At 60.3% G+C, this 20737-nt stretch carries 18 protein-coding genes; 7 read left to right on the top strand and 11 right to left on the bottom strand.

The annotated features are described in order from the left end of the window. Window position 1: 1 nt before the first annotated feature. From cheT to PMI09_RS16705, 10 genes are all read right to left on the bottom strand, one after another. The gene (cheT, locus tag PMI09_RS16750) at window positions 2–394 is read right to left on the bottom strand and encodes a chemotaxis protein CheT (protein WP_007796543.1); all 393 of its coding nucleotides are present in this window, start codon (window positions 392–394) and stop codon (window positions 2–4) included. A gap of 16 nt (window positions 395–410) precedes the next feature. Continuing rightward, entirely contained in the window at window positions 411–965 is a 555-nt protein-coding gene (gene cheD / locus PMI09_RS16745) for a chemoreceptor glutamine deamidase CheD (RefSeq protein ID WP_007796542.1), read from the bottom strand. Beyond that, a complete protein-coding gene (locus tag PMI09_RS16740) occupies window positions 962–1351 on the bottom strand; it encodes a response regulator (RefSeq protein WP_007530058.1) in 390 nt (129 codons plus the stop codon). The genes cheD and PMI09_RS16740 overlap by 4 nt, the downstream gene beginning before the upstream one ends. Beyond that, window positions 1351–2394, bottom strand: coding sequence for a protein-glutamate O-methylesterase CheB (gene cheB, locus PMI09_RS16735; RefSeq protein WP_007796538.1), 1044 nt, complete (start codon window positions 2392–2394; stop codon window positions 1351–1353). The genes PMI09_RS16740 and cheB overlap by 1 nt, the downstream gene beginning before the upstream one ends. Beyond that, a complete protein-coding gene (gene cheR / locus PMI09_RS16730) occupies window positions 2391–3302 on the bottom strand; it encodes a protein-glutamate O-methyltransferase CheR (protein ID WP_007796536.1) in 912 nt (303 codons plus the stop codon). The genes cheB and cheR overlap by 4 nt, the downstream gene beginning before the upstream one ends. Further along, window positions 3299–3766, bottom strand: a complete 468-nt coding sequence (locus PMI09_RS16725) for a chemotaxis protein CheW (protein ID WP_007796532.1) — start codon at window positions 3764–3766, stop codon at window positions 3299–3301. Before PMI09_RS16725 ends, cheR begins: the two co-directional genes overlap by 4 nt. A 4-nt stretch (window positions 3767–3770) precedes the next feature. Beyond that, a complete protein-coding gene (locus PMI09_RS16720; protein ID WP_007796529.1) occupies window positions 3771–6062 on the bottom strand; it encodes a chemotaxis protein CheA in 2292 nt (763 codons plus the stop codon). Window positions 6063–6079: 17 nt separating this feature from the next. After that, on the bottom strand, window positions 6080–6445 hold the full coding sequence (gene cheY1, locus PMI09_RS16715; RefSeq protein WP_007530053.1) for a chemotaxis response regulator CheY1: 366 nt from the start codon (window positions 6443–6445) through the stop codon (window positions 6080–6082). Continuing rightward, window positions 6442–6738 (bottom strand): STAS domain-containing protein, encoded by a 297-nt coding sequence (locus PMI09_RS16710; RefSeq protein ID WP_007796526.1) that lies wholly within the window; start codon window positions 6736–6738, stop codon window positions 6442–6444. Before PMI09_RS16710 ends, cheY1 begins: the two co-directional genes overlap by 4 nt. A 63-nt stretch (window positions 6739–6801) precedes the next feature. Beyond that, window positions 6802–8415, bottom strand: a complete 1614-nt coding sequence (locus tag PMI09_RS16705; protein WP_037083329.1) for a globin-coupled sensor protein — start codon at window positions 8413–8415, stop codon at window positions 6802–6804. Between the two features lie 644 nt (window positions 8416–9059). Here PMI09_RS16705 and PMI09_RS16700 point away from each other — a divergent pair. Then, window positions 9060–10481, top strand: a complete 1422-nt coding sequence (locus PMI09_RS16700) for a glycosyltransferase family 39 protein (protein ID WP_007796519.1) — start codon at window positions 9060–9062, stop codon at window positions 10479–10481. A gap of 4 nt (window positions 10482–10485) precedes the next feature. Here the strand turns inward: PMI09_RS16700 and PMI09_RS16695 are convergent, their stop codons facing one another. Continuing rightward, the gene (locus PMI09_RS16695) at window positions 10486–10791 is read right to left on the bottom strand and encodes a helix-turn-helix domain-containing protein (protein WP_037083327.1); all 306 of its coding nucleotides are present in this window, start codon (window positions 10789–10791) and stop codon (window positions 10486–10488) included. A gap of 34 nt (window positions 10792–10825) precedes the next feature. Between PMI09_RS16695 and ybaL the strand changes: the two genes are divergently transcribed. The 6 genes from ybaL to PMI09_RS16665 all read left to right on the top strand — a co-directional run bounded on the left by ybaL (window position 10826) and on the right by PMI09_RS16665 (window position 20712). Further along, entirely contained in the window at window positions 10826–12640 is a 1815-nt protein-coding gene (gene ybaL, locus PMI09_RS16690; RefSeq protein ID WP_007796514.1) for a YbaL family putative K(+) efflux transporter, read from the top strand. Window positions 12641–12694: 54 nt separating this feature from the next. Then, on the top strand, window positions 12695–13078 hold the full coding sequence (locus tag PMI09_RS16685) for a hypothetical protein (protein WP_037083325.1): 384 nt from the start codon (window positions 12695–12697) through the stop codon (window positions 13076–13078). A gap of 92 nt (window positions 13079–13170) precedes the next feature. Continuing rightward, entirely contained in the window at window positions 13171–15726 is a 2556-nt protein-coding gene (gene secD, locus PMI09_RS16680; RefSeq protein WP_007796509.1) for a protein translocase subunit SecD, read from the top strand. Between the two features lie 218 nt (window positions 15727–15944). Continuing rightward, window positions 15945–17567, top strand: a complete 1623-nt coding sequence (locus PMI09_RS16675) for a VOC family protein (protein ID WP_193385404.1) — start codon at window positions 15945–15947, stop codon at window positions 17565–17567. A 668-nt stretch (window positions 17568–18235) separates the two neighbouring features. Continuing rightward, complete coding sequence (locus PMI09_RS16670) at window positions 18236–19153, top strand: glycosyltransferase family 2 protein (RefSeq protein ID WP_007796505.1); 918 nt, start codon at window positions 18236–18238, stop codon at window positions 19151–19153. Window positions 19154–19221: 68 nt separating this feature from the next. Next, on the top strand, window positions 19222–20712 hold the full coding sequence (locus PMI09_RS16665; protein WP_007796503.1) for a lipopolysaccharide biosynthesis protein: 1491 nt from the start codon (window positions 19222–19224) through the stop codon (window positions 20710–20712). Window positions 20713–20737: the final 25 nt, after the last annotated feature.

Here is a 20737-nt window from a genome sequence, read left to right as displayed (position 1 = left end):
ATTAGAAGAAGTCGAAGTCTCCGGCTGCCTTCGCCAGAGGCTGAACGTTGCCATGATACATGGAGCCGCCTAGCGCCCGCTGCATTTCGCTGAGTTTCACCAGGCTCAATGCCGTCGCGACATCGACCGCCCAGTCCTGCGGGATTTCGCCGGTGATGGTGTCGATGAACTCTGCAAGACCGCGCGTCTTCTGCACGGCAAGATCGATTCCCTGCATGACCTTCATACTCTCCGGCGAGTTCAGCAGTTCGGCACCGCCCCCGACTTCGAGGAGCTGCGGCTCGATCCGCTCGATCAGATAGGCGACGTCATGCAATTCCGAGACGATACGCATCAGGACATCAGGCAGGGCTTCAGCGGGCGACGGCTGCTCTGTCATTGCATTCACAGTCATTAATAGGTCCTCGCCCTCAGAAGAATTCGATGCTGGTTTCGACAGGTTTCTGCGGAGCGGCCGGACGCTGCTCAAGCGCAACAGTTCTCTGCGTTTCCGCACCGGTGAGCGGATACTGTCGAGCCCGCCCGGAGACCGGCCAGTATTCGAGCTTGCGCCCGTGCTCACCACCAGTGCTGGAGCTGATGACGGGAATGCCTTCATCCTTCAGGAACTGCACAGCAAAGGCGGCGTTCTGTTCGCCGACATTCGAGAATGTCGAGATCGTCTTCGCTCCACCGAAGATCTTGGCCTCCAGGCGGTCGCGGCGCGCGCCCTGCTTCAGGAGGCCGTTGATCAGCAATTCCATCAGATGGACACCGTAACGCGTGGCGTCTCCGCCCGTCATCGGCGTGTTTCCTGTCCCCGGCAGGAGGAAATGATTCATTCCTCCAATGCCTGCCACGGGATCTCGCAGGCATGCAGCCACACACGATCCAAGGATGGTCGTCAGTACCGCATTCGGATCATTCAGGACCTTCCATTCGCCCTGGATGATATTAACGCGGCGGGCTGCTACGTCGAGATTCATTTCAATGCTCCAAATACGGCTTCGATCGCCGCCTTCATCTTCTCGATCGTGAAGGGCTTGGCGAGAACGTTGTTGGCGCCGAGCTGCGCCGCCTTCGTGACCAGCGCACGATCGCCCTGCGCCGTCAGGATGATGAAGGCCGCCTTCTTCGTCGCCGGGTTGGCGCGAACAGCCTGCAGGAAGCCGAGGCCATCCATCTTCGGCATATTGAAGTCGGAGATGACAAGATGATGCGGCTGCTGGGTCATGATCTTCAAGCCCTGCTCGCCATCGCCGGCAGCGGTGATCTGCTTGAAGCCGAGCTGGGTCAGCGCGTCGCTGAGCAGCAGTCGACTGGTGACCTGATCGTCGACGATCAGAACTTTGATTTTCTCTGCGATTGACATTAGTCTGTTCCTTCCTTTCGGGCGGCTGTCATTTTCAAGATTTCTTCGCCGATGCCATTCAGCGGCAACTGTTGTTCGACGGCACCGAGTTCGTAAGCAACCCTCGGCATGCCGTAGACCACGCTTGTCTTTTCGTTCTGACCGAGCGTGCGCGCGCCGGCATGGCGCATCTTCAATAGACCGGCGGCACCGTCACGTCCCATGCCGGTCAGAATCACGCCGACAGCATTGCGGCCAGCCAGTTCGGCAACCGAATCGAATAGCACATCAACGGACGGCCTGTGGCCGTTCACGGGATCACGTTCGATGAGGCGGCAACAAGGCGCATGGGCGTTGGCAACCTGCAGGTGGCGTTCGCCACCGGGTGCGAGGTAGATTCTGCCTATCTCCAGACGCGCGCCGTCGGTCGCTTCCTGCACGACCGGCGCACAGAGCCGGTTGAGGCGTTCGGCAAAGCTCTTGGTGAAGGTTGGCGGCATATGCTGCGTGATCACCGTCGGAGGGCAGTTCGCCGGGAATTTCTGAAGCACCGCAATCAACGCCTCGACGCCACCGGTCGACGATCCGATCGCAACGATCTTGCGGCCAACGCGGAAGTCGGCAACAGCAGGCGGCGGTGCAGCCGGTGCCGGCTGGGTGTATTGGCGCCGCTGCGAACGAGCGGCCGCCTTCACCTTTTCGGCAAGGTCGCCGAAAGGGCGTACGTCGCCCGGAAGCGGCTTGCCGACACAGTCGAACGCGCCGATCTCAAGTGCCGCCAGCGAGGCATCGGCGCCGCGATGGGTCAGCGTCGAGACCATGATGACCGGCATCGGACGCAGCCGCATGATCTTCTCGAGAAAGTCGAGGCCGTTCATGTTCGGCATCTCGATGTCGAGCGTCACAACGTCGGGATTGAGCTTCTTGATCGCCTCGCGCGCCTCGAGCGCGTCGCCTGCCTGGCCAATGACGCTAACCTCCGGATCGGCGCTCAGCACGGCAGTGATCAGGCCGCGCATCGTGGCAGAGTCGTCGACGACGAGAACTTTAGCTGGTGCGCTCATGCCTTCCTCCCCACGCCCTTGGTCGTGTAGCGGTAGGTGGTGATGCCGATGTTGTCGAAGACATGCTTGGCGTCGCCGGAAACGCGCTCGGAATGGCCGATATAGAGATGACCGCCTTCCGGCAGCAATTCGGCAAAGCGTGACCAGATCTTCATCTGCGTCGGTTCATCGAAGTAGATCACCACATTCCGACAGAAGATGACATCGAACTTGCCCTTGAACGGCCACTGCGCCATCAGGTTCAACTCATTGTAGGTGATCAGACGCTTGACGCGGTCATCGACCTGGAACTTGCGCCGTCCCTGGACCTCGACCTCGCTGAACCACTGCTTGCGCATGGCAGGCGAGACGGTTTCGAGGGCATTTTCGTCATACGCGCCGGCACGGGCGATCGCCAGAATCTTCGGATCGATATCGGTCGCCAGAATCTTGAAGTCGTAGTCGGCAACGTTCGGCATCATCGACAGAACGGTCAGCGCGATCGAATAGGGCTCCTGACCATCCGAGGAGGCTGCCGACCAGATGCGGACCCGGCCGCCCATCTTTGCACGATGCAGCAGGTCCGGCAGAACATGATCGCGCAGGTGCTCGAAGTGATGGTTCTCGCGGAAGAAGCGTGTGAAGTTCGTCGTCAGATGCGACAGCATTTCACGGCGAGGGGCAGCACCTGCCGGCGACGAAACGAGCGCGCAATATTCGCGAAAGCCCGACAGGCCGAGATTGCGAATGTGCTTCGATAGACGCGAGTAGACGAGCGATGCCTTCGTCTCGTTCAGGTAGATCCCTGCATCCGAGTAGATCATCGCGGCAATTTCCATGAGGTCGCGGCGGGTCAGCGGGTATTCGCCGCTCGCCAGCACCTCGTCGGGGCTTCCCTGCCGCGTGTCTCTTGCACTCAGGACATTCATGCAGCTTCGCTTTCCGTCTCGGGGAAAATGGCTTCTAGTTCGAGCAGGCAGATCATGCGCTTGTCGATCGCCAGGACGCCGCGGGCGAACTGGCGCTGCAGTTCCGATGCGATCTCCGGTGTCGGCTGCACGTTGTCTTCGGTAACGGTCAGAATGTCGGACACAGCATCGACCAGCAGGCCGACGACCTTCCGGTGAACCTGCGCAACGATGATGACGTGGCGTTGCGTGGGCACCGCCGGCTTCATGCCGAGACGGGCGGATAGGTCGATGATCGGCAACACCGCACCGCGCAGGTTGATCACGCCCCTCATGTAGGATGGCGAGTGCGGCATCGCCGTTGCCGGCGTCCAACCGCGAATCTCGCGAACCGACATGATATTCACGCAAAACTCCTGATCCCCGACGCGGAACGCGATCAATTCGCGGTCCCCCTCGTGCAGATTTTTCACGGCGTACGACATAACCTTATCCCACCGCTGCCAGCGATACTTCTTGCTTCAATGCCTGGCCGCGGGATGCACCCACGACGGCATCGACGTCCAGGATGAGCGCGACACGGCCGTCACCGAGGATGGTTGCAGCAGCGATGCCCGGAACGTGCGTGTAGTTCGCTTCGAGGCTCTTGATGACGACCTGGCGCTGGCCCTGGATGGCATCGACCATGAGGGCGCGCTGACCGCCGCCTTCGGATTCGACGAGAAGCGCAACGCCTTCCACCGGATTGGCCTGGGTAGCACGGAAGTTCAGAATGCGACCGACATCGACCAGTGGGCAGAAGCTGTTGCGGATCGAGATCAGGCGGTGGCTGGCGCCGAAGGAGTGGATCGCGGAGGCTTCCGGCTGCAGCGTTTCGACGATCGCCGTCAGCGGCACGACCAGCGTCTGGCCAGCAACGGTGACGACCATGCCGTCGAGAACCGCGAGCGTCAGCGGCAAGCTCATGGTGAAGACGGAGCCCTGCCCCGGCCTAGAGGTGATGTTGATGCGGCCGCCGAGCGCCTGGATCGAGCGCTTGACGACGTCCATGCCGACGCCGCGGCCGGAAATGTCGGAGATCTTGTCTGCCGTGGAGAAGCCCGGCAGGAAGATAAGGTTGTCGATTTCCTCGTCCGTTAGGTTGGCATCGGCCGGAATCAGCTCGTTGGCGATCGCCTTCTGCTTCACCTTCTCGCGATTGATGCCTGCGCCATCGTCGGCAAGCTCGATAAGGATGCGACCCGAGCGGTGCTTTGCCGTTAGGCGAACCGTACCCTCGACATTCTTGCCGTTGGCGGCCCGCTTCTCCGGCGTCTCAATGCCGTGGTCGACGGCGTTGCGGATCATGTGCGTCAGCGGCTCGGCCAGCTTGTCGATGACCGTCTTGTCAACTTCGGTGTTCTCGCCTTCGGTGATCAGGCGGATCGTCTTGCCGGTCATGTCGGCGATTTCGCGGACGATACGCGACATGCGCTGGAAGACCGGCTTTACCGGTTGCGCGCGGATCGCCATGACGGAGTCCTGGATCTCGCGGGTGAGCTGCTGCAGCTCTTCGAGGCCCATGTTGATCGAGGACGTCCCGGTCGTATCGTTTTCGATGACGCTCTGTGAGAGCATCGCCTGATTGATGACGAGCTCGCCGACGAGGTTGATGAGGCGGTCGACGCGGTCGAGATCGACGCGGATCGTCTGGCCGGCGCTTGCTGCAGCGGCATTGTTGTTCTGGGCGGCGGCAGCCGCGCTTGCAGCGGCGGCGGCAGCAGATTCCTTCTTCTCGACACGGGCAGCGGCGGCAGCCATCTGCGTGACGTTGGTAGCCGTCTGGGCGGCAGCAACGGCAGCGGCGGTATCGGATTTCGGCTGTGCGGTCGGCACTTCGGCAGCACCGTCATCGAGGATGGAGAGGTCGAAGGGAACCGGGATCATCGGCAATTCTTCGACCTCGGCGGCGGCGGCCTTTGCCTCGACAGGTGTGATCTGCAGATCGCAATCCCACTCGGCGAATTCGAAGACGGTACGGATCGCGTCTTCGCCCTTTTCCGTCTTGAGCGTCACGTTCCAGTAGAAATAGGCCGCTTCCGGATCGAGATCATCGAGACCGGGCAGCGCATCCATGTTGCAGTAGCAGCTCATCTCGCCGAGACGGGAGAGGTCACGCAGCAGCAAGGTCGCGTCATTGCCTTTGGAATAGAGGTCCGAACGCGGCTTGAAGGTGATTTCGTAGGCAGGCAGATGGGAGCCGGCTTCTTCCTCGCCGCCAAAATCATCGAAAGAGAAGGGAATCGGCTGGAAGCCGCTATCATCGGTCGGCTTCGGCGCCGGGGCAGCGGCAACAGGTGCGGCGACGGGCGCCAGCTTCGCAGCCGGGGCTTCCACGGCAGCAGACGGCGACGGCAGCTCGCCGTTGGCGAGCGCTTCCAGTTCCTTCACCAGGCCGCGGCTGCGGCTCTCATCGACGCTGCCGCCGTCGCGGGCAGCGTTGGTCAGATCGGCCAAGACGTCTGCCGACTTCAGCATGACCTTCAGGACATCCTGTGTCGGCTCAAGCTTGTTGGAACGAACGCAATCAAGTGTGGTCTCGAAGACATGCGCGAAGGCGACGAGATCATCCAGACCAAAGGCGCCAGCGCCGCCCTTGATCGAATGGACAGCACGGAACACCGCGTTGACGGTTTCCGGATCGCGATCGCCATCATTCATTTTCAGAAGACCGGATTCCAGTTCGGCGAGCTGTTCCTCGCACTCCTGGAAAAAGATCTCTTTGATTTCGTTCATATCCATAGGCGAAAATCCTGGGTTTAAGCGGTTACGCGCTCAATGGCGTCGATCAGCTTGGCAGGGTCGAAAGGCTTGACGATCCAGCCGGTGGCACCGGCCTGGCGCGCGCGGTTCTTCTTTTCCGCATCGCTTTCGGTCGTCAGGACCAGAATTGGGATCGCACGATACTTGTCGTTGCGGCGTACGCCCTCGATGAAGCCGAAACCGTCAAGGCGCGGCATGTTGATGTCGGTGACGATGACATCAGGATTGGATTCTTCCAGGACCTCGAGGCCCTCGACGCCGTCTTCGGCCTGGATCGTCTCGAAGCCCGCATTGTTGAGGGTCACGAGAAGCATGTTCCGAATGGTCCGTGAATCATCCACGGTAAGCACTTTTTTCTTCATTGCCGGATCTCCTTGGCGAGCAGATGGTGGATATCGACACCAATCAGCTGCATGGTTTTCTGAAATGCGTCCGAAACCTTGCTGAATGTGAAGGCGAGCTTGTCCTGGTCCCAGGTCTTTGCCGCGGCCATCAGGACCTGCGCGCTCAATGCACCGACGCGTTCGACTGCAGAGGCATCGATGGCCAGCTCGTTGCCGCGCAACGAAGCAAGCTTGTCACGAAGCGAGGTCGCTTCGTTTAGATCAAGCACCGCTGACAGGTTCAGCGTCTTCCCAGTTTTCCTTGCCGCCATCAGCTCTTCCTTGTCTCCTGGTTCCCGCTCAACGAATGCGAGCAGGGCTCATATACCGGTCTGTTAGTAAACAATCCGCCCTCCGACCGAGGCGACGGGCTGCACAAATCCGAAGTCCTCGTCGTCAGCCACGACATCGGCAGAGCGCCTGACATCGACGGCCGGGGATAACAGCGGTGCCGGGCGCGCGGGCTCGGCATTCTGCCGGGCAATGCGAAATTCGCGGATCGTCTGGCCAAGTTCGACGATGACGGTGTGCAGGTAGTCCGCACCTTCAGCGGAACGCGTTGCGGAAGCCGCGTTGTCGGTCATCTGCACGCCAAGGCCCTTCACGTTATCCGTCACGACATCGAGGCCAGCGGCGTGCTCGCTTGCCTGATTTGCGACCGCCGCAATCGCCGTGTTGATCTCACTGACCTGACGAACGATGCTACCGATCGAATCTTGAGTCCGTCCGACCATCTGGACGCCGGCATCCACCTGCGATTTGGTTGTGCTCACAAGGGTCTTGATCTCGCGCGCGGCGTCCGCCGAACGCTGCGCCAACGCGCGCACTTCTTGGGCCACGACAGCAAAGCCACGCCCAGAGTCGCCTGCACGGGCAGCTTCAATGCCGGCATTGAGCGCCAGGAGATTGGTCTGGAAGGCGATTTCGTCGATTGCACCGATAATCTGGCCGATTCTCTCGGCGGACTGTTCGATATCCGCCATCGCAGCAATTGCGCGTCCGACGACTTGGCCGCTTTCCTCGGCTGCCGCGCGTGTCGAAGCCGAAGCCTGCTCGGCAGCGCGACTGCCTGCGGCACCGTGGCGGACGCTTTCCGAGAGATCGGCAAGCGCGGCGGCAGAGAAGAGCAATTGCTGGGCATGAGCCGACGCATTGCCGGCGAATTGCTTCGACGCATCGCCGAGCGTCTGCACGGATGTTCCAGCAACCGCGGTCTTTTCGGCGATCGCCTGAAACTCGGACTGGACGGCATCGAGCGCGCCGTTGAGCGCCAGCGCGATGTCCTGGTGGGTGCCGTCTTCCTCGACGGTTGCTCGAACCGTGAGGTCACGGGCGGCAAGGCCATTGATCACATCGGCGAAAACGCGAGTGATTTCGGCTTTGTCACTGTTGCGCTGATCGGCGAGCGCGCGTTGCTGGCTCGCCCGCAGGGCATTGAAGCGCAGGGATACAGCAATCTCGACGTCTACGATCACGAGGCGAATGATTGCCGACATAAGGTCGGAAATTTCCTTGGCCCGGCGACGGCTGCTCGGCAGGAAGGAACGGCCGGCCAGCTCGGTCGCAAGGCCACCGATGACGTGCTCGAGAACGACGCCGTGGCCTGCGACATGCCAGCGCGGGTCGAGGCCCATCTTGCTTTCGGAATCGGACAGAACCTTCACGCGCTCGGCATAGAGACTGTCGAAGCGTGCATCCGTCAAAACATCCCAATGCGAGGACTGCAGGTCGTGGAGCCGCTCGACCTGGCGCTCACTTTCAAAATTGCGTGCGGCGTCGGGAAAGGACTGAAACCGCTGGAAAAGATCACGCAGGCCGGCGGTCAGGTGTTGCTGAAGATCGACGCGATGGCGCCGAACCAAATCGCAATGCTCGGCATCGAGACCGGCAAAGCGCAGTCGGTCACGCAAGCTGCCTGCCTGCGCGCCCCTAGCCTGATCTGATGGCATTTCCTGCCCCAACGCCTGTCCCCAACCACATGGCGGGCGCGAGCCCGTCATTAATCTGTCGCTCCGGCGGCAGCACTGCTGATTGGTGGCTTGCCTCCGGCGGGCTGCCGGCGGCCTGAAGCCTCCCGATCAGTAGATTCTGCTTCGGAGCTGCTTGATGAGATGGATTCCGGATCGACCGGTACGGCGGTGCGGCGTCATGCCTGGTGGGAACGAGTGAGTTTTCCCATTCCGACGTGTCATGCAATGTTTATGGTTAATTCCTTGCCTGAAGGTTAATGCGTATTTTATGAATGTCGACTTTCCAGCAGGCCCTAATAACCATCTACGAATTACTGGGCTTGCGTTGCATCGCTGCTACAAGTTCGACGCAAGCTTTGTGTTATACGCCCAGAAATAACCGTGACATGACGTCAGAAGGATTGGGCAATGATTGTTCTCGGATTGGGGTCGTGCTTCCTCGCACTTGCTGTTCTCGTAGCCGTTGCGCTGCTTGACCAGATCGAAGCGAGCCGCGGCCAGGTTGCCCTGCGCGTCCTTTGAATTTCCATAACCAGCCAGTAAAGACCAGTCACGCGCCCGGCACGCCGGCGCGCTAAACTTCGCCTCTACCATTGTGTTTGCGTTCAGCGGAACTTCCGTTCATGTCTGCCAGACTTGGCCTCTTTATCATTCTTGGCGTGACGCTCTGGCGAGTAATCACCCTTCATTTCGACACAACCGATCTGTTCGTCGATGAGGCGCAATACTGGTTCTGGTCGCAGCATCTCGATTTCGGCTACTATTCTAAGCCGCCGATGATCGCCTGGGTCATTCGAGCGATGACGGAGCTCGTGGGATCGACCGCGATCTATTGGATCAGGGTGAGCGGACCGCTGATCCATATGGCGACCGCGATTATGCTGATGAAGACAGCCAAGCGCTTTGTCAGCCCTAAGATCGAAGGCTGGACCGGCGCCACCTTCATCACTCTGCCGGGCGTTGCGCTGTCGTCGGTGTTCTTTTCCACCGATGTTGTGCTTCTCTTCTTCCTGACCGCCGCGCTATGGGCCTATTTCGGCCTGACCGAGAAGCGCTCCGTAGGCCTCGCCCTTCTCATGGGATTTGCATTCGGCTGCGCCTTCCTATCGAAATATGCGATCCTCTTTGTCGTTCCCGGCGGGCTAATCGCGCTCATTCTGCTTCCAAGCGCGCGCATAGCCTGGCGTGATTTTTTCTTGTCCGTCATCGTTGCGCTTGCGGTCGCTACGCCGAACCTCTGGTGGAATCTTGCCCACGACGGCACGACCGTCCGTCACACCACGAACATCGCACATTGGAGCAAGCTTGGTATCGATGTCGCCGGCGGCCTCGAATTCTTCGCGGCGCAATTCGGCGTCGTCGGGCCAATCGTTTTCTTCGCGATGCTCTGGGCCGTCGCGCGCGCCTTCAGGGGCAAGAACAATGAGCGAGAAGCGCTGCTGATCTGGCTGTCAATCCCCGTCGTTCTGCTGATCACGCTTCAGGCGCTGGTGGCCAAGGCCTATGCCAATTGGGGCGTCACAGCCTACATCGCGGGAACGATCCTTGCCGTGTGGTTGCTTGACCGCCTCTGGCCGAAAGGCTTACGCCTTTCGCTTGCGATAAATGGTGCGGCCAGCTTCCTGTTTCCTCTGGCTGCGGTCTTTGCACACCAGCTCGTTCTGCCGAACGGAAACGAGATCATGAAGCGCTATCTCGGTCGCAGCGCGATCAGCCGCGAGGCTGGTGAGCTGGCGCGGCAGTCAGCCATCCCAATCATCGTCAGCGATAACCGCGATCTCCTTGCAGACATGTTCCATACGCTGCGAAACGATCCCGTTCGCATCTACGCCAAGCCGCCTGCCGGCGCACCCGACAACTATTACGAGCAGGCCTTTGCCCTGCCGGGCGATGTTGCGGACGGCGTCCTCTTCGTGACCACGCATCCGGTAGACTGCGCGCAAACGCCCGAACTAATCCAGAGCTGGCTGCCGGTGGAAGGCTACTATCGCGGGAAAACGATCTTCGCTTACGGGATTTCGCCGACCTGCCTCGCCGGCAAGTAGACCGTCATCTCGGGGCGGACAGCAGGCCAAGACAGGTTCCCATCCCCTCGACCTCCACAAACACGACGCCGCCTTTTTCGAACGCGAGACGCAGCTGCGCCTCGGTTGCACGATGAATTTCGTGGTGTTTTCCTTCATAGTCACGGATGGTACTGCGCGACACGGCCGCATGCTCCGCGAGGTCGAGCTGCGTCCAGTCAAGCAATCCGCGAGCGGCCCGACACAATGCCGGGGTCAGAATTGTTTCCTTTGCGCCTTGACCCATACTGCCAAACCACCCATATTGGTTGATATTGGTCATATATGTCATGTTTTAGACGGGATTTCCAGTTCGGGAGAAAGTGATGCTGCACGATACGCCTTTGATTTCGACGATCGTCGGAGGCCTCGTGCTTGCGTTCATCCTCGGCGCGCTTGCCAACAGACTCCGCATGCCCCCCTTGGTCGGATACCTCGTCGCCGGCGTGCTCGTCGGTCCGCATACGCCCGGTTACGTTGCCGATCAGAGCCTTGCGCCTGAACTCGCCGAGATTGGCGTCATCCTGCTCATGTTCGGCGTCGGGCTGCACTTCTCCCTCAAGGATCTCCTCTCCGTTCGCGGCATCGCGGTTCCCGGCGCCATCGTGCAGATTGGATTTGCCACGCTGCTCGGCTGGGGACTGGGCGCACTTATGGGATGGCCGACGGGAGGGAGTCTCGTCTTCGGGCTGGCGCTTTCCGTCGCTTCGACAGTCGTCCTCTTGAAGGCGCTGCAGGAGCGACGGCTGGTCGAGACCGATCGCGGTAAGATCGCGGTCGGTTGGCTGATCGTCGAGGACCTCGCAATGGTTCTGGCGCTCGTCCTTATTCCGGCGGCTGCCAGTATCGGCGGCGGGGAGCACGCGACGGTCGAGCCTCTTTCCGCCGCGCTCAGCCGGCTCTTCGGCCTCGATTTCGGCATCGGCGGCATCATTGTCATGACCCTGGTCAAAGTCGCGCTGTTTGTCGGGCTGATGCTGGTTTTCGGACGGCGTGTCATTCCCTGGACGATGCACCGCATCGCGCACACCGGATCCCGTGAACTCTTCCGCCTTGGCGTCCTTGCGATCGCTCTTGGCGTTGCCTTCGGCGCCTCCAAGATGTTCGGCGTATCGCTGGCTCTTGGCGCCTTTTTTGCAGGCATGGTTCTGGCCGAAAGCGAGCTTAGCCATCGCGCCGCGCAGGAAAGCCTGCCACTTCGCGACGCCTTCGCGGTTCTCTTCTTCGTCTCGGTCGGTATGTTGTTCGATCCAAACATCCTAATCGAGAAGCCGCTGCCGCTACTTGCCACCGTCTTCATCATCGTCATCGGCAAATCGATCGCCGCCTTCCTGATCGTCCTGCTGTTCCGCAAGCCCGTCGGCACGGCGCTGACGATTTCGGCGAGTCTCGGGCAGATCGGCGAATTCTCCTTCATCTTGGCAACGCTGGGCGTTTCCCTTGGCCTGCTGCCCGAGGAGGGACGCGACCTCATCCTCGCAGGCGCGATCATCTCGATCATCCTCAATCCACTGCTCTTCTACGGCTGCGACCGTCTGCGTCCCATGCTGGAGCGAAGGCGCGAAGAGCCTGTCGCCGAACAGACGGCAGAGAAGCTACCAGAACCGGCTGACGAGACCGCTGCAGAGGAGGACGAGATGCACCCGACGGCGCTTCGGGGGCATGCGATCCTTGTCGGCTATGGCCGTGTGGGCAGTATCGTTGGCCAAAACCTGAAATCGTCCGGGACGCCTTTCCTCGTGATCGAGGACTCCGACAAGCGCATCGGTGAACTGCGGGACCAGGGAATGGAAGCAATCAGCGGCAATGCGGTGTCGCGTGAGGTGCTCGACCTTGCCAATATCGCCGGCGCCCGCAGTCTCGTCATCGCCATCCCCAATGCCTTCGAAGCCTGCGGCATCGCCGAGCAGGGCCGCGCCATCAACCCTTCCATCCTGATCGTCGCACGCGCGCATTCGGACGCCGAGGTCGACGAGCTGAAGGAATATGGTGCAGACACCGTCATCATGGGCGAACGGGAAATCGCCATGGGCATGGTTGACCGGCTCGCCCAAGTGCATCATGACAGTGTGCGCTATGAAGACGAAGCCGAGACTGCTACAATTGTAGCTGAGGAAGCGCCTTCTCCAGATAAAGAATGAGAGACTTTTGCGCCGTTGAGCCGGTACGAGGTTGAAAATCCCAACGATCACGAGATGAGGCTCGACGCGCGCCGCATAAGCAGCCGCGTTGCAATTTCTCTTGTCGTTGCCATTTTCGCCTATCTCGGTCTGCTGCTCGGCGGCAACCTCGTCATCGGTTCGACGCGCGGCCCGAATTCAGTTTCTTCGTCCAGCAAGGACAGCCAGCCGCCACAGGTAAGTGCGCGAGACGTTGTTCGCGGCATCTTAACCGCCGAGCGCAAGGCGGCCCCCAAATATATTCCTTTTGACTCCGGCAACGCGGCGGTAAGCGCAGCGCCTGGAATCGCGCTCCTCTCAACCGGGGAGCCCACATATCCCGTCGCCTTCCACCCGCAGCTTCGTGCTGCCGACGGCAAGGCTTACGATTCGCACGGCCCGCCAGCGGCCGCGGCATAAATGCACGCCAATCCGGCGCTTTCCATTGCTTTTAAGACACGCCACCTGCGCGAGGAGCGCAGGCTCAAGCGTTATCAAGGATAAACAACAACATGCGTAATTCACCATGGCTGGTGTTCACCTATTCGGTGATCATTTTCCTCGGCATTCTCATCGCTTTGCCGAACGCACTGCCGCAGTCGACGCTCGACCGCTTGCCTTCGTGGTTGCCACACAACCGAGTTTCGCTCGGTCTCGACCTTCGCGGTGGCTCGCACCTTGTTCTCGAAGTCGACGAAGCGGACCTGACCCGTGAGCGTCTGCAATCGCTCCTGCAGGACGCCCGTCGCGTGCTTCGTGAGAAGAATATCCAGACGAAGTCGATCGTTCGCAACCAGAACCAGATCGTCGTCACGTTGACCGATCCGGCGCAGAGCGACGAAGCCGTCACGCAGCTGAAGACCCTCGGCAACGCGATTGCCACCGGCCTCAGCGCCGGCCAGTCCGATCTCTCGGTGACAACAAATGGCGGTAACATCATCGTCGCCTTCTCGCCGGCCGGCATCGCCAGCAACGTCGATTCTGCGGTCCAGCAGAGCCTTGAAGTCATTCGGCAGCGCGTCGACCAAGTGGGCGTTGCAGAACCGACAATCCAGCGTATCGGCGGAAACCGCGTGCTGGTGCAGCTTCCTGGCGCACAGGATCCGTCCCGTCTTCGCCAGCTTCTCGGCTCGACGGCGAAGATGTCCTTCCACATGCTCGCCCCGAACAACCAGCCTGGACCGGGCGTGACGATGCTGAAGGACGAGGAGGGCAACAGCTATCCAGTTCTCGATCGCGTCGAGATCTCCGGCGACCGCCTCTCGGATGCCCGCGTCAGCTTCGATCCAAACACGCATGAGCCGGTCGTCAGCTTCCGCTTCGACAGCGCCGGCGCAACCCGCTTCGCAGACATCACCCGCCAGAACGTCGGCAATCCCTTCGCCATCGTTCTCGACGACAAGGTTCTGAGCGCACCTGTCATCCGTGAACCGATCACCGGCGGCTCCGGTCAAATCTCCGGCAACTTCTCGGCTGACAGCGCAACCACGCTTGCCGCCATGCTTCGCGCCGGTGCCCTGCCTGCCAAACTCACCGTCATCGAGGAACGCACCGTCGGTGCCGACCTTGGTGCGGACGCTATCCGCATGGGTATCTACTCCGGCATCGTCGGCTTTGCGCTGGTCGCAGCCTTCATCTTCATCCTGTATGGCACCTGGGGCTTCCTCGCGAACTTCGCGCTGCTCATCCACACCATCTTAACCTTCTCTGCGCTCACGCTTGTCGGAGCGACGTTGACGCTGCCCGGTATCGCCGGTGTCGTCCTCGGTATCGGTCTTGCGGTTGACGCGAACGTTCTCATCAACGAGCGCATCCGCGAAGAAACGCGCAAGGGCAAGAGCGCCTTCGCCGCGATCGACACCGGCTTCCGCCGCGCCTATTCGACTATTATCGACGGCAACATGACGGCGCTGATCGCAGCGGCGATCCTGTTCTGGTTCGGCACTGGTCCGGTCCGCGGCTTTGCCGTGACCATGGCGCTTGGCCTCATCATCTCGATGTTCACGTCAGTCGCGTTCGTTCGGGTGACGATGATCGAGATCACGCGCCGTCATAAGCTGAAGGTTCTGAACATCAGGCCCCTGATACCGATGATGTTCAACCCTTACGGCCGCCACATCCAGTTCATGAAGGCTCGCTTTTTCGGCGTGACGGTCTCGGCGCTTCTGTCGATTGCCTCGGTCATTCTCTTCATCCATCCCGGCCTCAACTACGGCGTCGACTTCCGCGGCGGCATCCAGATGTCTGTGAAGACGCAGGAGGCCAGTGATCTCGGTCGCTTCCGCGAGGGCTTGAACAGCCTCGGCCTCGGCGAAGTCTCGCTCCAATCCTACGGCGACAACAACACCATGGCGGTGCGCGCGCAGAGGCAGGATGGCGGTGAAGAAGCCCAGACAGCAGCCGTCGAGAAGCTGAAGGCGGAGATCATCAAGATCGACCCGTCGGCAACCGTGACCGGCACAGACGTCATCGGTCCGAAGGTCAGCGGCGAGCTGGCCTGGGCCGGCATCCTGTCGGTCGTCATCGCCAGCCTGGCGATGCTGTTCTACATCTGGTGGCGCTTCGAGTGGCCATTCGCTGTGGGCGCCATCGTCACGCTGATCCTCGACGTGACCAAGGCGATCGGCTTCTTTGCGCTGACCGGCCTCGACTTCAACCTGACCGCTATCGCCGCCATCCTGACGCTGGTTGGCTATTCGGTGAACGACAAGGTCGTCGTCTATGACCGCATGCGCGAAAACATGCGGCTCTACAAGTCGATGCCGCTGCGCGAGCTGATCGACCGGTCGATCAATGAGACGCTGGCACGAAGCCTCTACACCAACGCGACGGCGTTCCTGGCCCTGCTGCCGATGGCGATCTGGGGCGGCAGCGCGGTCGAAAGCTTCGCTGTTCCGATGGTCTTCGGCATTCTTGTTGCCGGTGCTTCGTCGGTCTTCATCGCAGCGCCGATCCTGCTTTTCCTCGGCGACTGGCGCCGTCGCCACGGCAAGGCTGTCGCTGCGACAGACACCGCGGCGGAGATCATCCCCCCGGAAGAAGGCCAGCCGCGCAAGACCGTTGGCTAAATACCGTGCTGAAGTGAAACGAAATGAGGGCGCCGGTTGCAAAGCCGGCGCCCTCAGCGCGCCAAGAGTCTCGGTGCAAGCGCCTACATGAACAAGCCGCCGACCCTCCAGCGATTCCCCGAGGTTCTGGACGCACTGGACAGTTTGGATTTGCAGCCGCGTGGAGATAGCCTAATTCTTTAGGCGGAACCTTCAAGGCAAACTCCAATTATGACGCCATGACGTTTATAATCGCACTGATTCTGGCGTTTACATCGCCCTCCAAGCCATCCGGACTGTGCTCAATGGTATCAGGCATTCATCACGTGACCCTTATCACCCGAAAGGTCCAGGCAAACGTGGATTTCTACGCGGGATTTCTCGGCATGCGGCTGGTCAAGCAGACAGCCGGTTTCGAAGACGCCACACAACTTCATCTCTTTTACGGAGACGCCAAAGGCAGCCCCGGTTCCCTGGTGACCTTCCTGGTATGGGAAGACGGATCACCCGGGCGCGTCGGCCACAGCCAGATCGGTGAACTGTCGCTTGCCATCGACCCAGCCAGCATCGGTTATTGGCTGACCCGCTGTATGAGTTTCGGGCTTCGCTCGGAAGGTCCGGCCGATGAGTTTGGTGAACCGGTCCTGCGCCTGAAGGATCCCGACAACATCATCGTCAAGCTCGCAGGAGCCCGCGATCTGAAATCTTCGGCCGTTTGGGATGGCGCGGGCGTGCCGGTGGAGCACGCCGTTCAGCGCGTGCGCGGCGTTACCATGCTGACGGAAACGCCGGCCGAAAGCCGCGACTTCGTGGAGCGCCATTTCGGCTACCGTTTCCAGGCCAACCGCGGCAACATCGATCGGCTTGTGTCAGAATCGGGCGATATCGTCGACATCCGCAATGCGCAGGGCTTCTGGTCCGGCGCTCCGGGTCCTGGGACTGCCGACCACGTCGCGTTCCGTGCCACCAGCGAAGAGCAACTTCACAAAGTGCATGATGCGTTGAAGGAGAGCGGCGCGTCGGCGACGAACCTGCACGATCGCAAATACTTCGAATCGCTCTATGCCCGCGAGCCGGGCGGAACGCTGATCGAACTGGCGACCGACAAGCCCGGCATGACGGTTGACGAGCCGCAGGCCACGCTTGGCACCAAGCTTTTCGTTCCCAAGGACCCGATCACCGATCTCAAGGATCTGAAGGTCGTGCTTCCGCAGTTTTCGATGCCCGGCGAGCCCCGTATCAATTATCGCGATCTGCCCTTCGTCCACCGCTTCTATACGCCGCCAGACCCCGACGGCAGTGTCTTCGTCCTGTTGCACGGCTCGGGCGGCAACGAGACGACACTGATGCCCCTGCTGCACGAGGCGGCCCCGCGAGCCACACTGCTTGGCGTGCGCGGACGGGCGACCGAGGAGGGCATTCCGCGCTGGTATAAGCGCATCACGCCGTTCTCCTTCGACCAGGACGACATCAAGAGCGAAGCCGAAGCCTTCGCCACCTTCATCGAGGGCGCCGTGTCATCATATGGCCTGGATCCGAAGAAGATCGTCTATGTCGGCTATTCCAATGGTGCGAACTTGCTCAACTCGCTTCTCTATCTGCATCCGAATCTGGTACACAAAGCGGTTCTGTTGCGCTCCATGCCGGTCCTGAAGACGTTTCCACACGCCGATCTCAAGGGTACGGATCTTCTGGTCATCAGCGGCAAGACGGATGCTTACGGCAAGTATGCCAGCGAGCTCGAAGCGCGACTGAAGCAATCGGGAGCGACCGTCGATTCGGACGTCATCTCCGGCGGACACGACCTCGGCGACGCAGACATTCCGATCATCCAGAAATGGCTGTCACAGCAGAGCAACTAACATGGACGGGCTCGCAGCGCCGGCACGCCGTCTCAGGCGCAGCGAGCCCTTTCCTCAGGTACGTCGCGCGCGGAACCGCCGGCAATTCCGCCCTCTCGCATTGTCCGGAAGCAACGACTGAAAGAAAGCGCGAGCAAGCCTCCGTCAATTCTCGCTGAACGATAGCGAACAAATATCTCTGGTTCCCGGCGGTTGCACTCTTCTGCTTCGTGCCGCGTTTGAACAGTGATCCCGGCGCACCGGCGCATTTCGGTTATTTCTAATTCAGGAAAAATCTGACGCTCGTTTCTCCGGGGATCTAGAGCCGCTCGCATCATCTATTGCAGACACATATTGCAAAAGTATTTTTTAAATCAAACTAAGAATTTTATACAATAACCGTCGCTTCAATTACATAACAAAACTCTATTTTCACCCTATGTATATTATTTTTCATACAATTATGAGTTTTTGAGAATTATTGCGACTTGCAATATCCACAGATTTTAAGATTTATCTTTTACATCTATATTTAGATTATCTTATTCTCTACAGACGGCAAGAAATTACCACATTCGTCTGCGAACTGCTCCATCTGTTCTATTTTGCTGCAGCGCAAAATGCTCCTTGCCGAAGCGGGGTCCCAGCCCTATCCTCGCTTCGACATCGATCGCAGAAGGGGAAATTGAATGCCTCCTCGACCCGTGGACATCAGCCTGATCATCTCGTCGAGAAATCGAGCCTATGGACTGACGAACTGCCTGGATGCCGTTTCTGTTGCCACCCGCCAGGCAGACTATCTGAGACTTGAACTCGTCTTCGTGGATAATGGATCCACGGACGAGACGTCGGAAGTCGTGCGTCGGTGGGCGTCGACCGCTCCAATCAAGACCAACTTGATCTATGAAGCGAAGCCGGGCCTTGCTGTCGCCCGCAACACGGGCCTGAACGCCGCGAGAGGCCGCATCCTCGCCTTTACCGACGACGATTGCGAGATCTTCCCCGACTATTTCAGCACGCTTGCGGCGCTTTTCAGCTCGGATACGGAGATGGTCATGCGCGGCGGGCGGATCGAGCTTGGCGATACACGCGACCTGCCGGTGACGATCAAGCCTGAAATGGAACCTGCGGTACTGACCAGCGACCTGCATGCCGGCGGCTTCGTTCATGGCGCCAACATGGCGTTTCCCTATGCGCTGGTCGAGAAGATCGGCCTCTTCGATACTCGCTTCGGGGCTGGGTCGCCGTTCCGCTCCGGCGAGGACACCGATTATGTGCATCGAGCCTTCAATGCCGGTGTGCGTGTCGAATATCTGCCGGATTTTGCCGTCAAACACTTCCATGGGCGTCGCGAGCTCGCGGACATCAAGCGCCTCCAAACCGGCTATGCCTTCGGCAACGGAGCGCTATACGCCAAATATCTCTTCGATCGCCGCTCAAACATGCGCGGCATGCTGCGCTGGGAAATCCGCCAGGCGGTCATGGAAGCCATGGGGCGCCGAAAACTCAACGAGGAACTTGGCCTGACTTACCGCAGCCAGCTTCGTGACAACCTTACCGGCATGCTCGCCTACTGGCGGGCTCCAAAGGCAAAGCAGCCCGCCTGAGGCGCTCGCCTCGCCGCCAGCAGAATCAACGCGCGAACCTTCGCGAGCCAAATTCGATTGGATAATGCATGGCCGATACGGCAATTGCCCACGCCGAGCTTAAGAAGAAAACCGCGCTCTCCGTCCTGTGGTCGGTCATCCGCGTGGCCTGGAGCACGATCGCAACCTTTGTGATCTTCGTCATCCTTGCGCGCATTCTCGGCCCCGGCGACTTCGGTACCTTTGCGCTTGCAAGTCTGTTTGTGGAAATCGGCCGCGTGCTTGCCTATGCGGGCCTCGGCGATGCAGTCACGCGCCAGCTCGATCTCGACGAGGAGCTAGCCGACACGGCCTTCTGGGCGACGATCGCATTCAGCGGCATCGTTGCTTCGCTGGTGTTCTTCTTTGCGCCCTACTACGGCGATCTAGTGCGCGACCCGTCGGTATCAGGCATCCTTCGCTGGCTCGCGCCGCTGCTTCCGATTTCCTCTCTGGCGGTCATCCACAATGCCCGCCTCGCCCGTGAATTCGGCCACAAGAGCCTCGCCGGTCAGGCGATCGCCGCCAGCCTGCTCTCCGGCGTCACCGCCGTCGTCTGCGCCTTTCTCGGCTGGGGTGTCTGGGCGCTCGTCGCGCAGACCGCGGTCAACGCCGCCGTGACCGTCCTGCTCGGGTGGTTCTACTATCCCTGGATGCCGAAGTTCCGCTTCAACGTCTCGATGTTCCGCTCCGTCTTCCTCTTCAGCATCAGCCTCGTCGTCACCCAGCTGATGTGGATGCTGCTTGCCCGCGTGCAGGATATCTTCATTTCGCGCTGGTTCGGCCCGGTTGAAGTCGGCCGCTATCGCATTGCCTGGCGGCTGATCGAGCTGATCGGCCAGGCGGTGCTTGCGCCGATCGGCAGCGTATCGCTCGTCACGCTGTCGCGCCTGCAGAACGATCACACCGCCTTCCGCAGCGCCTATAACAAGATCGTCGGCGCAGCGGCGCTCGGAACCATCCCGCTGTTGCTCGGCTTCGGCGCTCTGTCGAACGACATGATCGCCCTGCTCTTCGGCGACAAGTGGGGCAATGCGGGCGATATCGCCACCGTGCTCGTGCTGATGTCGGTTCCCTTCGTCATGAACTTCTTTGCCTCGTCGGCGCTTTCTGCGGTCAACCGGGCGGAATCGATCCTTTCCGTCGCAGCCCTACAGCTGGTGACGACGCTGATCCTCACCTGGCTGCTCGTCCCCTATGGCGTTGTCGCTGTTGCGGCGGGCTACACATTGCGTGCCTGGCTGACGATGCCCTATCAGCAATATGTGCTGGCGCGATACGCGCATATCGACGCAAAGAGCACGCTGAAGGCCGTCGCCCTGCCCTTCTGCGGCGCGGCGCTCATGGCCGTCTGCGTCTGGTTTGCGCATCCCGTCATCCTGGCGCACGTTCACAACCGCTGGCTGGCGCTCGGCCTTAGCATCGGTCTCGGCGGAGCGATTTACCTTGCCTTCCTGCCGATCTTCGGCCGCTCGGTCATCCGCCCCTACATCGCGCTTGCCATGTCCCTCAACCCATTCCGCAAACAGGCCGAAGCATAGCCGCTTGCATGGACCTCTTGTCCGT

This window comes from Rhizobium sp. CF122 (genome assembly GCF_000282035.1).
In the GTDB taxonomy this organism is placed as follows: Bacteria; Pseudomonadota; Alphaproteobacteria; order Rhizobiales; family Rhizobiaceae; genus Rhizobium.
The sequence above is the reverse complement of the archived record's forward strand: the minus strand, read 5'-3'. Positions and strand labels throughout refer to the sequence as shown.